Source organism: Tumebacillus flagellatus (genome assembly GCF_000714935.1).
GTDB classification, from domain to species: Bacteria; Bacillota; Bacilli; order Tumebacillales; family Tumebacillaceae; genus Tumebacillus; species Tumebacillus flagellatus.
The window spans coordinates 1-15,115 of the sequence record NZ_JMIR01000008.1 but is presented as its reverse complement, the minus strand read 5'-3'; the positions used below and the strand labels follow the sequence as shown (position 1 = coordinate 15,115).

Sequence of the window (15,115 nt, the reverse complement as noted above, 5' to 3'; positions counted from 1 at the left end):
GTCCCCCTCTATCTACATCCAGATAGAGTTTATTGTACCATAAAAAAACGTCCCTTGCGCGCATTGGCGGCCGGGACGCTTTTTCCGTGCTTAGTCGATTTTCAGAACCGCCATGAACGCTTCTTGCGGCACCTCGACGGAGCCGACTTGCTTCATGCGCTTCTTGCCTTCTTTTTGCTTTTCGAGCAGTTTGCGCTTCCGGGAAATGTCGCCGCCGTAGCACTTGGCGAGGACGTTCTTGCGGATCGCTTTGATCGTTTCGCGGGAGATGACTTTGTTGCCGATCGCCGCTTGGATCGGTACTTCGAACTGCTGGCGCGGGATCAGCTCTTTGAGCTTCTCGCACAGCGATTTGCCGCGCGCGTACGCTTTGTCCTTGTGCACGATGATCGACAGGGCGTCGATCGCTTCGTTGTTGAGCAGAACGTCCATCTTGACCAGTTGCGACGGACGGTAGCCGATCAGTTCGTAGTCAAACGACGCATAGCCTTTGGTGCCCGACTTCAGACGGTCGAAGAAATCGTACACGACTTCGGTCAGCGGAATCTCATAGATCAGCGTGACGCGGTTTTGGTCGAGGTAGTTCATCGTCTGGAACAGGCCGCGCTTCTCTTGGCACAGCTCCATGATCACGCCGACGTAGTCCTTCGGCACGATGATCGACGCTTTGACGTACGGTTCCTCGATGCGTTCGATGCGCTGCACTTCCGGCATGTTCGACGGGTTGTCGATCTCGATCATCGTTCCGTCCGTCTGGTAGACATGGTAGACAACCGACGGCGCGGTGGTGATCAGCGTGAGGTTGAATTCACGCTCCAGACGCTCTTGGATGACTTCCATGTGCAGAAGCCCGAGGAAGCCGCAGCGGAAGCCAAAGCCCAATGCGGACGAGGTTTCCGGTTCGTACTTGAGCGCGGCGTCGTTGAGTTCCATTTTTTCCAGCGCGTCGCGCAGGTCGTTGTATTGGTTGGTTTCCACCGGGTAGAGGCCGCAGAACACCATCGGGTTGATCCCGCGGTAGCCCGGAAGCGGCTCGGAAGCCGGGTTCTCCACCAGCGTGACGGTGTCGCCGACGCGGGTGTCGCGGACGTTCTTGATCGAAGCGTGGAAATAGCCGACATCGCCGACCATCAGCTCATCGACCGCCACCATGCGCGGCGAGAGTTTGCCGACTTCGACGACTTCGTACTCCGCGCCGGTCGCCATCATGCGCACCGTTTGTCCGGCTTTCAGCGAACCGTGGATGATCCGCATCTGGACGATAACGCCCTTGTACGGGTCGAAGTAGGAGTCGTAGATCAGCGCTTGCAGCGGCGCGTCCGGGTCGCCGGTCGGTGCCGGGACTTTCTCGACGATCTGCTCCAAGATGTCTTGGATGCCGATGCCCGCTTTTGCAGACGCCAGCACCGCGTCCGACGCGTCGAGCCCGATGACGTCCTCGATCTCCTGCTTTACGCGCTCCGGTTCGGCGGACGGGAGGTCGATTTTGTTGACGACCGGGAGGATTTCCAAGTTGTTCTCCAGCGCCAAGTAGACGTTCGCCAGCGTCTGCGCTTCGATGCCTTGCGCGGCGTCGACGACGAGCAGCGCGCCTTCGCAAGCGGCGAGCGAGCGGGACACTTCGTAGGTGAAGTCGACGTGTCCGGGCGTGTCGATCAAGTGCAAGATGTACTCTTCGCCGTCCTTGGCTTTGTAGTTCAAACGCACGGACTGCAATTTGATCGTGATCCCGCGCTCACGTTCGATGTCCATGTTGTCGAGCAACTGATCTTGCATCTCACGCGAAGAAATCGCGCCTGTATATTCAAGAATGCGGTCCGCCAACGTGGACTTCCCGTGGTCAATGTGTGCGATAATCGAGAAGTTGCGGATCTTCTCCTGTCGTTTTCTTGCGTCCATCTTCAAGATGTCCCCCTTCTGAGACCATACATGACACGAATTATATCAAAAAAAAGACCCCAGCGCCATTGCGCCGGGTCTCAAATTTAATTCGAAGTAAACGCGCCTGCAAGTGAATCCAAAACCTTCTTGGCTCCCGTCTCCATCCATGTCCCGATGGAGATCGAAGCGGAGTCCATCCCGCTGCCGACGGTGCTTTGCTGGCTTTCCAGATCGCGGCTCAATTCTTGCGACCACGCGGGCTTCGTCGCTTTGACGTCCTTGCCGAGAATTTTCAGGTCGACGTCGCCCTGGTCGTTTTTGACGACGAGGGCTTCTTTGTCGTCGGTGCCGACCAGCGAGTTGACCCCTTTCTCCGCCGTGGAGATGCCGAAGATGATCATAAGTGCCAGCATCACGACCAACACGCCGTACACCGCCGACTGCTCCACCATCGACTTCAAGTTCAGACCCTTCATGGAACTCCCAACTCCTCTACCGTGAGTTTGCTATCCAGTATGGTCAAGGAAAAAAGAGGCGATACCCCCTAGTTCCCCGTGCCCGCTTGCTTTTGTTCTTGGCGTTTCGCGGCGTCTTGTTGCTGTTTTGTCGGTTGTTCCGCCGAGACTTTCACTTCCGGCGAGAGCGCGTCGATGTCTTTCAGGTATTGCGCGATCACGTCGGCGAGCACTTTCGCCGTGCGTTTCTCCTCTTCCAGCGAGTTGCCCGGCCCCCCGATCTCGATCAAGACCATGTTCGGGTCGAGGTCTTGGTTGTAACGGGTGTCGTATGGCGCGGGGCCTTTCATCCAAACGCCTTTGGAGAGCGTCGGGTACTTGGCTTTCAGGTACTCGTGGAGCTTGGTGGCGGTCGCTTGGTTTTTTTCCGCGTGCGGGTTGTTGCCGCCGCCGACGATGAAGTAGACCATCGAATAGTCCACCCCGTTGATCGTGGTGGTGGTTTTTTCCCGCGGGAGAGAGTCACGGTGAATGTCGAAGATCAGCTGTAAGTTTTTGTGCTCGCTGAGCACCTTCTGGATCGTCGGGCGCGAGAAATCGTAGGCGTTGTCAAAATCGCCGACCGACCAATAGTCGACCAACGTTTGCAGAGTAGGCACGCCGTCTTTCTCCAATTCATCGCGCATCGCGCCGCCCGCTTGCTCGATGTTGAGCTTGGCGTCATACGCGTTGTCCGCTTTCGTGCCCGGCTTCAGATCCGGCAAGAACGACTCGCGGTTGTGCGAGTGGTAGATGTAGACCAGCGGCTCGTTGTTGTTGACCGGCGGCTTCTCGCTGTCGTCCGCCTTCTCGCGCGGCTTGGCGTTTAAGTTCGGCGGCGGAGCGTCCTTGGAGGCGTGCTCGTCGGACGGCGGCGTCGTGTAGCTCGGGTCGGGCGTCAGCAGCCGAAAATCGCTGACCGCCATGCCCGGCACTTGAAACCCGAGCATCGTCAGCGGGTTGCCGGCGTCGATGTCGGTGAACAAGTAGAGCAACATGTTGCTCAACCCCTTGGGCGACGCGCTGGAATCCGCCAGCGTCGGCGTCGGCGCAATCGAGGCGTACATCGGCAGCTCTTGCGACATCACGCCGCTTAAAGAGTGCGCCGAAATGCTGTGCAAGATGCGCCCCGCCAAGCCTTTGCTCGATCCTCCCGCGATCAACTGCACGGCAACAACGCCGATAAAAATGGAAAAAACCGACGTGGCAAGCCCCATCGTCACAATCGTGGTGCGCGCCTTCTGGCTGCTTAAGTTCAACGTCAGGGAGCGAAAGCGCCGCTTGCGCTCTTCGTTTCGGTTCTTCATGGCGACCGTCCTCCTTTGTTCTCGATGTCCCTACTCTATGAATCCCCGTTGCTAGATATGCCAACAAAAAAAGACCGCGTCCGCCAGGGAAACTCCAACGGCGGCACGGTCTCTTTTTCTATCAGTTTGAAGACGATTCTTGCTATTCGGCGGGCTGGAAACCAAGCGCCCCGACGAGCAAGGCGTCGTCCACGAGGCATTCGCTGTTGAGGAGGTCGTTGTGCGTGAAGAGGCGGTCGCTTGCCGTCTCGACATACGCCGCCGTCTCTCCGTGCACGCCGGCGTCTTGCCATTTGCCGCCGAGCTCAACCGGAACAGCGTCCGTTGCGACCCAGCGGACCGTCTTGAGCACCGAATCCGGGTGATCGCGCAGCACATCGCGAACGGAGTTCAACAAAAGCGACGTCGTCAGCACGACAGTCGGCTTCGCGAGGTCTACAGCCGCTTCCAAACCTCCCAAGTTGCGCATCTCGCGGGGAGCCGACACAGCAACGGCGACAGCGCCGGCGTACAGGCAGCCGAGCATGGACGTGAGATAGGCCGGACCTTGCGCGTAGAGCAGGAGCACGCGCTCGCCCTTGGCGCGAAACCCTTGGAGCAGCGCCCCGACGGCGCGGGCGCGCTCGTCGAGTTGGGCATACGTGGCCGATCCGAGCACTTCATTTGCGTTGTGACGGCCGATCGTGACGCGATCTCCCGGCCGTTCCTTGGCACGACGGCGAAGCAAGTCAACAAGCGTCTGTTCCATCCAACTTCCTCCTCAAAGGCTGTGGATCTCTGACATAACATAGATGATAGCCGGATTAAATTATTCTGACATAATTATACCAAATCGCTAAACTTCCAACAACATTTCTTTCAACTGTACACGTAAGATAAAAAAACCCGCCCAACCGCATCTTCCGCGGTCAGGCAGGCTTTGTTTTTTCCAAAAAGTTTTTCCCCTGCGACTAGTGTGTGTACATCGAAGCATCGTCCATCGTGATCGCTTCATGCAGCGCCACGTTCAACCCGTTGGCGAGCACGTTCGCCACGTCCTCGACGAACGTGTCGACCTCCTTGGGCGTGACCATCAAGTTTTGCCCGATCGGTTGGAGCAACTCGAAGATCAGTTGCTTTTTCTCCCGCTCGTCGAAGTTGCCGAACAGCTTGGTCATCGAGTTGCCCGGCACGTCCTGCTCCAAGCGGTTGACGATCAAATCCATCGCGTCGCTCGTGATCGTCACCGCGTCGACAACGGTCGGCACGCCGACAGCGATCACGGGCACGCCGAGGGACTTATTATTCAATCCCTTGCGCTTGTTCCCGACCCCGGCGCCCGGCGAGATGCCGACGTCGGCGATCTGGATCGTCGTGTTCACGCGCTCCAGCGATCGGGCGGCCAGCGCGTCGACGGCGATGACGAGATCCGGTTTGATCTTCTTGACGATGCCGTGCACGATCTCGCTGGTCTCAATCCCGGTGATGCCAAGCACCCCGGGTGCCACCGCCGCTACGGGACGATAGCCGCCGCCCTGCACGACCTCCGGCATGTGGTCATAGAGATGGCGGGTGACGAACAGGTTGTCGCACACCAGCGGCCCCAGCGAGTCGGGCGTGACTTTGCGGTTGCCAAGGCCGATGACGAGCACGGTGGATTCCGGCGTCAAATTGGCGAACGTGCGAAATTCCGCCGCCAACTTCTCCGAGACGCGGCGTTGCAGATCCGGGTCTTTGTAGCGCATGCCCGGCACCTCAAACGTCAGGTAGTTGCCCGGTACTTTGCCCATGATCTTGCCGCCCATCTCGTTTTGAATCGACATGCGGGTGATCTTGATCCCGTTGTCCTCTTCTTCGGAGAGATCGACGCCGGGGATGCTCCCGCCGTGCTCCGGCGAGAAAATCTGGTGCGCTTCCAGCGCCAAATCGGTGCTGACGCTGTACGAGTTCCAAAATTCCTCATCATTCATTTGCGTCTGGAGCGATTCTTGGCTATACTTGTAACGCGGCTCTTTGCCCACGTACTCCACCTCATTTCAGGCTAGTGTCTTGGAGTTAGGTTGGCTAAGAGTTTCTAAATTATGCAAGACGGTTAGATTCTTGCATTCTCGCACTAGCCATGATAAAATATCCAATGTCCTTTTTACTGGATATGCTCTCTGAACGGAGGTGAAATATAGATGCCGAACATTAAATCCGCTGTGAAGCGCGTGAAGACCACCAGCACCCGCACCCTGCGCAACGCTGCTGCGAAATCCGCTCTCCGCACCTCGATCAAAAAGTTCGAAGCAGCTGTAGCAGCAAACGACGCGAACGCAGGAACCCTGCTCAAGCAAGCGACCCGCGCTCTGGACAAGGCTGTGACCAAAGGTCTGCTTCACAAGAACACCGCTGCTCGTAAAAAATCCCGTCTGACCAAAAAGTTCAACCAACTTTCCGCGTAAGACGGTTTCCATAGGAGCTTCATGACTTTGGCGCCAAAGCGATGGAGTATTTCAGATGGAATGCGAGAAACGACCCAAGGAGATTCCCTGGGTCGTTTTTTTATTTCCGAATCCATTAGTGACCGGTCCACATGTCGAACACGATCGGGGATTGCAAGATCGGGTTGTAGTCCCACAGGCCGTACGGGAAGTAGCAATAGCCGCCCTCGCCCCAGCCTTCGCCCCACGAGTTGCGGATGATCACGTGCTCGTGTTCGTCGTCATAGCCGACGGCAAGCACCGCATGTCCGCCGAGCATCTGCTCCGTCTCCGCGTCCGGCATCGGGACGATGCCCGTCATCGCCACGTCCTTGCCTTCAAACGACTCGTACACCGCAAAGCCGATCACGACCGGCAGACCGTGCGCGAGGGCGGCTTTGAGCATCGAAAGCGAAGCGACGCGGTGGTACTCGCCGATGCGGTAGAGCGCCGCGTCCGCCTCCGCCTGTTTGGTGGGCTTGTCCTTGAAATGATCAATCGCATACGGGTAATCCGCCTCCGGGCAGACACCGATCTTATTCAACACTTTCATGCCGTCTCGGATCTGCGCGCCGGCATCTTCACCGAGCGACCCTTCGATCTCGCGTTCGTGCCAGTAGAGGAAGAGTCGGGAGAGCCGGGTGAACGGCTGACCGGAGCGCAGCAACAGGTACTCGCGCAGGCCGGACGCCATCGCGTTGGCGGTGCAGGAGCCGAGTTGGCCTTGGTCGACGACCGGCGAGCACTTGTCGCGCAAGTCGACCGCTGTAGGGAGTGTGTCGGGTGTGGTAAATACGGCGGTACGGAACATTTTGTCACGCAGGTCTACCGCATCGGGACGAACCGAATACTTGCGATTTACGTTGCTCATCAATTGACTCATGGAGACCACCGCCTTCGTAAAATTTTGTCGAATCAAGTCAAGTTATAATTACAATATAACTTGATGTCTCCATTATAAGCGAAAGCCTGTCACTTTGTACATATACTTTTCTGAATATTCTTATGAAAAAAAGAACCGCCGCGCTACGGTTGCGGGCGGTTCTCGTTTCGATGTTGTTCGTTGATCATCTGCATCTGGGCGAGGGCAATCAGTTTCTTCACCATCTGTCCGCCGATCGGCCCCCCGACTTTTCCGGCTTCGCGGGCGGTGAGGTTGCCGTTGTCGCCTGTGGTCAGCGGGATGTTTTGTTCCTTCGCCGATTTGAACTTCGCCTGTTCGGACGTTGTGTTCATCACTTGCGCTTTCAACTGTTGGAGCGCGTCTTGCGCGCCCGGCACGAGTGGTCGTCTCTTGCGCGCCATGTCGGGTCACCTCCCTCTCAGTAGGGAGTATCTCCGTCAGGCGCGTTGTCTACTCGCACCCGTCACTTTATGCGGCAGGCTCAGCAAAAACATCTCCAGCGCCGCCCGGTCTCCGATCTGTCCGGTTTTGATCTTGTAGTCAAGTTCAGCGAGATCAAACAGGAGTTTCTCCAGTTCTTTGACGCTGTAGCGCGCTCCTTGCTCTCCGGCGATCTTGGCGGGATACGAGTGCACGCCGAGCTGCTGGGCGATCTGGTTGATGTTGTAGCCGCGTCCGCTTTGGAGTTTGACTTGGAGCATCATCCGCACTTGGCGGGCGATCAAGAACAGGAGTTTGATCGGCTCCTCCTTGTTCTTGAGCAGGTCGTACATCATCCGCATTGCGCGCTCCATGCGCAACCGCACCACTTCGTCGAGAAACACGAACACGTTCTGCTCCATCGTCCGCGTCGCCAATTCGTCGACCGTCGCTTCGTCAATCGTGCCGCCGGGCCCCGCGTAGAGGGTCAGCTTCTCGATTTCGCTGCGCAACAGCCGCAAGTTGGTGCCGACGGAAAGCACGAGGCGGGCGATGCCGTCATGCGTGATCGAACTGCCTTGGCGCTTCACTTCGCCTGCGACCCATTCGCGGCATTCCGGTTCTTTGAGCGACGTGAAGGGGATCACCGCGGCTTTTTGCTGGGCGGTCTTGGTGAGCTTCTTGCGCTCGTCAAGCTTTTCGGCGAGCACGGTCAAGATCAGCGTTGAGTACGGCGCGGGGTTCTCCAAGTACGCTTGCAGCGCGTCCGGGTCGTGGTCGACGCGCGGCGACTTGGCAGACGTGAACGCGCCGCAGTTTTGGACGAGGATCAGTTTGCGCTCGGACAGAAACGGAACGGTCTCCGCTTCGTGAACGGCGAGTTGCACCGGCTGCTCGTCGTAGTGAAACCGCATGTAGTTGAAGTCGTCCACCCCTTGCGGCAGCGCGGTGTCTTGAATCCTCTGAACGAGGTCGTCAATCAGCAGCGCTTCGGTGCCGTAAAGCAAGTAAACCGGTTGGACGATGCCTTTTTTGAGTTCTGCTTGAATGTCGCGGATGCTTCGTACCATAGATTCAGGACTCCCTTATGCTAGAGTCGTCGTGCGTAAAGTCATCCGCATTGTACCTTACATCTGAAACGCGCACAAGAGAAGCGCGCCCTCTCTGGACGCTTGTGCGTACGGTTTCACCTGCAATCCCCGCACCCCCGCCTCGATTTCCCGCACATAGGGCTCGATGTGCGCGGGGATGATCTGTTCGTTCTCCGGCGAGAGGAATTTCAGGCCTTGGAGCGTCGCCCGCCCGAAGCCGGTGACGAGCAGGCCGCCGTCCAATCCCTCTTGGCGGATGGCGTGGCAAAGTTGGCCTTCGCTTACCTCGCCCTCGCAAAGCCAGACGATCACGTCGTTGCCCGCGAGCACTTCGGCGATGCGTTCGGCGTAGAGATACCCGCGCAGATCGCCGGAGAAGCCGACGATCATGCCGTTTCGCGTGCCGATTTCGTTTTTCATATAAGAAGCGACCGCCTGTGCGACGACTGCCGCTTGGACAAACGTCATTTCACGGGAGGACTCCCCGTACCACCCGTCTTCTTCACAAAAAAGCCCCACACTTCCCCATTGCGCAACTGCCATGTACTTCTTACCCCTCCTCGAACTTGGTTCCCACGATTTCTATATATAAGACAAATTTTGCGCAGTATGTGTGTTTGTCAGATCTCTATTCGTGCAAAAACCCCTGAAAGCGCGGATGCGGACGGTGCGGGCCGACGGGGATTTGCAGGAGGGTGCAACGGCTCGGACAGGTAGCGAGATCGTAGAGAGCGTCGCAGGCGGAGGTGTCGAAATCGAGCAAGGGATGGGCGTTGAAGCGAAGCGCGGTCGCGGCGACCGCCAAGCGGTGGAGGAGCAGTCCCGCCTCCATCTGCTGGATGCGGTAGCCGCGAAAGCCGTATGTGTCGGTGAGGTGCCCGCTTTCGCCCCCGATGTGCAGGCAGAACGGGGCTTGCGTCAAATTGACGTTCTCGGCGGAGAGGCCCTGTTGTAAAAATGAACGCGGGTCACCGGAGCGGGTGAGGTGCAGAGAGTGCGTGGCGGCGTTGTACGTGTAGGCACCGTCCGGGATGCCTTCGACGTTGGAGAGGCTGATGCAGAGGGAGAGGCGAGGTTTGATTGTCCAGTCTTCCAGAGAGATGAGCCCTTCTCGCGAAACTGCATCTCGCGCTTGGAAGTCGTTGCTCCTGACAGCTTGGAAGTCGAGATCGTGTACGTAGTTGAGCGAAGCACTCGCTTCCTGCAAGAGCGCCGCCAACTGCTCCTTCGTGACACCGCCAAGCACGAACGTCTCTCCCGGTGAGGTGCGGTTTCGCATGACGGCGGCGAGGTCGTAAGCGAGAGGTGTCGCACGTGGCAAAATCACCTCTTGACCGCTGCACGTTTGCTCGCTGGCAGCGGAGCGCTCGTTCATCAAATGACCCACACGGGGCCGGCGTACCTCCTGACCTGTTTGCGCTGGCGCAGCGTCGGCGGAGAAGGTGGTTTTTTCCTTGGCCGGGGCGTTCTTGAACTCTTGCGTGTTCTCCAGCATGGCGTACTCGTTCATGATCTGCAACAACGGGTACGGTTTGACCCATCGAGAGCGTTCCAGCGTCTGGTGGCATACCACCGGATACTCGCAAATGATATCCCCCGCGCAGGTCGGTTTGCTCGACGCCGACGCAGGTTTCCCAAACCACTCCTCCGCAGGCTTCACCGAGAGCGGAACCACCGCATAGACGCTCTCTTTCCACTCGCAAATCCCGAGCAGGTGGTTCACCGCCCGGTCGAGAAACCGGTAACACACCCCCGCCGTAAAACCAAACCGCTTCGCCGCCTCCAACGTCTGCCCCAGCAACACACCTGTATCCAACCCCTGCAACCGATACGCAAAGTTGTTGTACTTAAAAAAGTTCTTCCAAAACACCGTCGAAACCATCACCGCGCCAAAGCACTCTCCAACCTCCACCCGCTTCCCCAACGCACGCTTCAACGCTTCATCAAACGCCCCCTCGCGCACCAGCACGACCCGATGATGCGCCGCGTCATAATGGTACAACCCCTGCGGAACCTCCTGCGTCTTCAGATATACATAGACCTCGTTCGGATACAGCCCGCCGCCTGACGGAAAGCCCTTGCGAAACTTCATTCCGTACCCCGCGTCGCTTCCCGCCATCAACCCGTTCACAACCCACAAAAAATGACTCCACTCGCGAAGGCGCGGTGCCTGCGCTGTTTTTTCCGAGGACGGCGTGCAAGGGGGCAACGTCAGCGGCACGTCCGCCGACAGCGGGTAGGACGGCACGCCGCGGTAGAGCTTGTAAAGCAACGGCGAGTCGTCCCAATCGACACGCCAGCCCGGCGGGCGGATCATCCGCTCCACGTCATAGTGGAGCGCGTGCAGAAATTGTTCTGGTTTCATCGCACTCTCAACTTCCTTTTGGCTTGATGACTCCCTTACGGAAAGGGGTGCGGATCAGAGTTGAGCCCTTGGCGCGTCAGTTTTTTCTTGACATATCCCAGTTGCGCCGGGACTTTCAACACCCGCTCCAGCCCTTTGACGCGGATCAAATGATGTCCAAACGTCATCGGCAGCATGCCGGGAATCAGCACTTTCACGCACGAGAACCCGTTGCGCGCCACTTCCGGCGTGGTCTGGTTCACGACGATCACTTCCAGATTGAGGCGGCGAAACACGCCGAGCAGGTCGCGCACGTCGTCCGTCAAATCCGCCCGCTTCGCGCGGGGCGGGAACGCTTCTTGGATCGTCTGCATCGGACGGTCGGACTTCAGCAGGAAATCCAGCCGCTCCTCCGCTTCCGGCAAGCCGTACAGCATCATGTGGTCGTCCATCGCCTGCACCTTGGCGGAATCGCGGTACATCGCCAAGCACTGCTCGCGGTGGAATTCATACTTGCGGTCGAGGACGAGCATCATCCCGGCAAGTTCGTGCACGGCGCTTTTGACGGCGCGGATCGGGTCGAGGTGCGCTCCGGCGGCACAGATCAAGTTGAGGCCGTATGATTTGCGGTTTTTTGCGAGGGCGAAGATGCTCGGGATGCCGTTCTCCATCGTGGCGTTGTAGAGATGGAGGTCGTAGCCGCCGACGGTGCGAATGCGTTGGATCATCCACTGCAATTCCGTGTCTTGCATGCTCTCCAAGTCCAAGCGGGGCAGCGGCAGTCGGGCGTACCACGTCATGAGAAACGCATCCCGCTCCACCACTTCCAGCAGCCCGTACAAAATCGCCTCTTCCAAACTCCCGCCCAACGCGCACCCGTTGGACGTCTCGTACACGAAGCCGTCTCCCTGCCCCAAGCTGTAATACGCCAGCATCTCCGGAACGAGGATCGGGCGCTCGCGGTAGAACGAGTACCCCCACACCCAGTCCAGCGGGCGGTTCGGGTGATACTCTTGGAACGGGAAGCGGGGGCGGGCGTAGTTGTTTTTTTCATGCACGCCGACGCGCGCCGGGTTCAGCGCATGGGCGGCGAGGTGGCGGTAGGTGTCGCGGACGACGGTGCGCTTGGCGTGCGGAGCGACGCCGCAGTAGCGTTCCAACGCTTCGAGGATGCCGGTGATCTTGCTCTCGGCGTACGAGTGCGTGCGTCCGGCGGTGACTTCGTCGGTGTGAAGCAGCGGCAGGTTGAGGGTCATCGCGGCGAAGGGAGAGACGAGATCCAACTGGTCGCGGTTGAGAAAGCCGATGTTCGAATCGAGGTAGTCGCGGAGCAGGACGTCTTTGAATTCGTTCAAGGAGCGGGTGCGGTATCCGTTCGGGTCGAGTTTAGGGTTCGGTTGCAGGGTGATGCGCGCCGCTTCCGCCGAATCGTCCGGCCGACTGCCGCAGACGGGGCAGAGCGAATCGGGGAGCAGGAAATGACGGGTTGCGGTCAACGAGGCCATGTTCACGATAAAAACGGCACGGTCCAGCATCGGCTTTTGCTCCTGCAAGACTCTCCGAGCTTCGGCGGCGATCAGGTGCGCCATCTGCGAAAGCGCGGTGCAGGACGCCAACGGGTCGCGGTCTAAGCCGCCCTGCTCCTCCAAGAGATGCAGGATCGCCAACGTCTCTTCGCGTTCGTTTCCCGCGAGCAGCCGCCGCCAATCGGCGCAGCGCGGACAGCCCGGCGCATGCGGCACCACCAGCGGGCCGACCACGCCCTCTCCCAGTTGGACACAACCGCGCAGCCACGGGATGTTGGAGGATTCAAAAACTTCGTGCGCCCTGTGGTCGAGAGCCGGATGCCACGCGTCGTGGAGGAGGAGCGCGAGGGAGGGTTTTTGGTGAAGAGATGGATCTGAGTTGACGGGCTCCGACGCGGGCGTATCGGGCGTATCGGGCGCGTTTCCGATGGCGGCTGTGTCCGCCTCCCAAGTCGGCCAGTCCGTCAGGCGGACGATCCCACAGGCGCCTTCCAGCAAATCTGAGACATTGTCAGCCAACGTGCCGGTTCCGAAAATCCAGACGGTCTCTTGGCTCATGTGCTTTCCTCCTCTCTCAGCACCACTCCGACGACCTCGGCGACGACGTGGCGCAGAAACGATTCTTGCGCCAGATCGAACGCTTCCACCCGCTTGCCTTGCGCCGCCAACACGTCCAGCGCATGACACACCAACTCGGGGGTGAATCCGGCAACGCAGCCGGGAAACACGAGGCTCTGCGGCTCTTCCTCGTCGCTTTTCACAGGCGCCGCAAGAGGCGGCTCCTGCTCGCCCGCCGTCTTCAAGACAGTGTGTTGCAAGGCTGATTCCAACGCCATGCGCAACGCCAGCGTCCCGTTGAGCCCGATCCCCCAAAATTCGTGACCGCCCGTTTCCACGAAGACGGTCGGAAATCCGCAGACCTCGGGCCCTGCGCCAATGCGCGGTGCTCCGTTTGCAATCGCCAGCGCTTGCATCTCGAACTGACAGCGCTGATCCACAACCGTCAGCAACGACACCGAACGCGCGCAAAGCGCTCCCTCCCGCTGCCGATCTCCCAACTCCTCCTCCAAGCACTTCTGCAACGCCCTCCCGACCGCTTCCGCCATCGTCAGCCCGGCCCCGACGCCGAGGAATCCGTGCGCAAGATCCGCCCCCGCCACGCTTGCCCTGACATACTCCTCCAACCCAACCAGCCCGGACTCCAACCGGGCTTCTTCATGCGTCAGCCCGATGCAGACACGGCTCGGCAACAAACCCGCCAGCCCCGCAGATCGCGGGTCGACCGCTTGCACCCTGCATTGCGCCATCGGCAGCTGTTCCAACTCACCCTCTTCCCAGACGTGAAACACGCCGCAAACGGGCGACGTCAACTGGTGGAACGCGTAAAACCAACTCGCAGGCTCCCGCTCAGGTGCCGCTTCCTGCACGCGCGCGCCCAAGTCGGCGAAGGGACGAACCTCCGCCGTGCCCCCGCACGGATGCGGCACGAACCCGTGCCACCCGCCCTCCAACGTCTCCAAATTCAGCAGAAAAAACTCCTGCGCCCGCACAAACTCGCTGACGCCGCCCGCCGTTTTCATCAACTCCAACACCAGCACGTTGGCCAGCAGCGCTTCTGCAACCGACGACGGCGCGTGCAACGTCGGGTCGCGGCGAACCTCTTCTGCATGCAACCGCCGCCACGCCGACTCCCACGAGATCGCAAACCCCGGATGCACCATCGGCCCCGCCATGCCCGCCTGCTCGACAAACACCGCGGGGAGAAACGTCTTGCCCTGCTGCCTGCAGATCGCCTCCAACGCAAGAACCGATTCCGCCTCCCCGTCGCGCGTCGCATACAAAATCCAATCCGCCTCTGCCACCGCTTCTGCCAAGGGCACACTCACTTCCCGAAGCGCGGTCTCCGGGTCGGACGCCTGCGCGTGCGCGACGAGTTCTGCCAACCGAGTACGCGAAACAGGCTCGGAGTCGGTGAAGAGCACCTGCGTCTCCCGAAGTCCCGCCTGCATCAATGCCCCCGCCAACGCCGTCAGAAACGTTCCCGCTCCCACCGCCAATACGCGGGCTTCGCGGAACTCTTGAAACCGGCGCGCTCCCGAGCGCCCCATCACTTCCAAGAACTCAATCTGCCCGGCGTACGTCTGCAACACCGATTCCGGCAATTGATGCTCCAGGTCTTCGTTCACATCGCGCACGATGCCGTTTTCGTACAGCACTGCGGCGATTTCGCAAATTCGTTTTTGATGCGGCTCCGGCAGACTCTCCAGCAAATCGGCCAGCGTATGTTCGCCGTTGAAGAGCGGCATCAGTCGCTCCAGCCACGTCTGAACCTGCTCGCCCTGCATGCGAAACGAACCGGCGTGGTTGCGCACGTACACGCCGCCGTTTCGATCCGGCAAGAAAAACGTCCCTCCGGCCGCTTTCAAACGCATGGAAGGATGTAGGAAGTTCATGCTGCCTCCTCCGTTCCGTAGGGGAATGTCAAACGATGTATGCAAAAAGAGAAGAAGCCCCTGCACGACAGCCCAGAACTTGTCCGTACAGGGGGTATCCTTCTCAGGTAACACTATCGACGGAAGAAACCGCCGCCTCCGCCGCCGCCTCCGCAGAGACCGCCTCCGCCGCCTCCGCAACGTCCGCCGCCGCCTCCTCCGCACAGACCGCCGCCTCCGCCTCCGCAAGCACCGCCGCCTCCGCCTCCGCAAGC

General features: G+C 59.4%; 13 protein-coding genes. 1 reads left to right on the top strand and 12 read right to left on the bottom strand.

Translation table 11 applies throughout. The annotated features are described in order from the left end of the window. Window positions 1-90: 90 nt before the first annotated feature. From lepA to gpr, 5 genes are all read right to left on the bottom strand, one after another. Complete coding sequence (lepA, locus tag EL26_RS07215) at window positions 91-1,899, bottom strand: translation elongation factor 4 (RefSeq protein WP_152559194.1); 1,809 nt, start codon at window positions 1,897-1,899, stop codon at window positions 91-93. An 86-nt stretch (window positions 1,900-1,985) separates the two neighbouring features. Next, complete coding sequence (locus tag EL26_RS07210; protein WP_038086161.1) at window positions 1,986-2,357, bottom strand: DUF3679 domain-containing protein; 372 nt, start codon at window positions 2,355-2,357, stop codon at window positions 1,986-1,988. A 68-nt stretch (window positions 2,358-2,425) separates the two neighbouring features. Next, window positions 2,426-3,682, bottom strand: coding sequence for a stage II sporulation protein P (spoIIP, locus tag EL26_RS23565; RefSeq protein ID WP_052036104.1), 1,257 nt, complete (start codon window positions 3,680-3,682; stop codon window positions 2,426-2,428). Window positions 3,683-3,824: 142 nt separating this feature from the next. Beyond that, the gene (locus EL26_RS07200) at window positions 3,825-4,430 is read right to left on the bottom strand and encodes an AMP-binding protein (RefSeq protein ID WP_038086159.1); all 606 of its coding nucleotides are present in this window, start codon (window positions 4,428-4,430) and stop codon (window positions 3,825-3,827) included. A gap of 202 nt (window positions 4,431-4,632) precedes the next feature. After that, window positions 4,633-5,631, bottom strand: coding sequence for a GPR endopeptidase (gene gpr / locus EL26_RS07195; protein WP_038086353.1), 999 nt, complete (start codon window positions 5,629-5,631; stop codon window positions 4,633-4,635). A gap of 210 nt (window positions 5,632-5,841) precedes the next feature. Between gpr and rpsT the strand changes: the two genes are divergently transcribed. Beyond that, complete coding sequence (rpsT, locus tag EL26_RS07190) at window positions 5,842-6,105, top strand: 30S ribosomal protein S20 (RefSeq protein WP_038086157.1); 264 nt, start codon at window positions 5,842-5,844, stop codon at window positions 6,103-6,105. 115 nt (window positions 6,106-6,220) lie between these two features. Here the strand turns inward: rpsT and EL26_RS07185 are convergent, their stop codons facing one another. From EL26_RS07185 to EL26_RS07155, 7 genes are all read right to left on the bottom strand, one after another. Continuing rightward, complete coding sequence (locus tag EL26_RS07185) at window positions 6,221-7,006, bottom strand: C1 family peptidase (RefSeq protein ID WP_038086153.1); 786 nt, start codon at window positions 7,004-7,006, stop codon at window positions 6,221-6,223. A gap of 143 nt (window positions 7,007-7,149) precedes the next feature. Continuing rightward, window positions 7,150-7,428, bottom strand: coding sequence for an alpha/beta-type small acid-soluble spore protein (locus tag EL26_RS07180; protein WP_038086151.1), 279 nt, complete (start codon window positions 7,426-7,428; stop codon window positions 7,150-7,152). Window positions 7,429-7,464: 36 nt separating this feature from the next. Beyond that, window positions 7,465-8,517 carry a DNA polymerase III subunit delta gene (gene holA / locus EL26_RS07175; RefSeq protein WP_052036103.1) on the bottom strand — a complete coding sequence of 351 codons (1,053 nt, stop codon included), beginning with the start codon at window positions 8,515-8,517 and terminating at the stop codon, window positions 7,465-7,467. Window positions 8,518-8,574: 57 nt separating this feature from the next. Then, window positions 8,575-9,081 carry a hypothetical protein gene (locus EL26_RS07170; protein WP_038086150.1) on the bottom strand — a complete coding sequence of 169 codons (507 nt, stop codon included), beginning with the start codon at window positions 9,079-9,081 and terminating at the stop codon, window positions 8,575-8,577. Between the two features lie 85 nt (window positions 9,082-9,166). Next, window positions 9,167-10,903: a SagB family peptide dehydrogenase gene (locus EL26_RS07165; protein ID WP_038086148.1), complete on the bottom strand. Its 1,737-nt coding sequence runs from the start codon at window positions 10,901-10,903 to the stop codon at window positions 9,167-9,169. A gap of 35 nt (window positions 10,904-10,938) precedes the next feature. Beyond that, window positions 10,939-12,966: a TOMM precursor leader peptide-binding protein gene (locus EL26_RS07160; protein WP_038086146.1), complete on the bottom strand. Its 2,028-nt coding sequence runs from the start codon at window positions 12,964-12,966 to the stop codon at window positions 10,939-10,941. After that, window positions 12,963-14,861 carry a hypothetical protein gene (locus EL26_RS07155; RefSeq protein ID WP_038086144.1) on the bottom strand — a complete coding sequence of 633 codons (1,899 nt, stop codon included), beginning with the start codon at window positions 14,859-14,861 and terminating at the stop codon, window positions 12,963-12,965. The genes EL26_RS07160 and EL26_RS07155 overlap by 4 nt, the downstream gene beginning before the upstream one ends. Window positions 14,862-15,115: the final 254 nt, after the last annotated feature.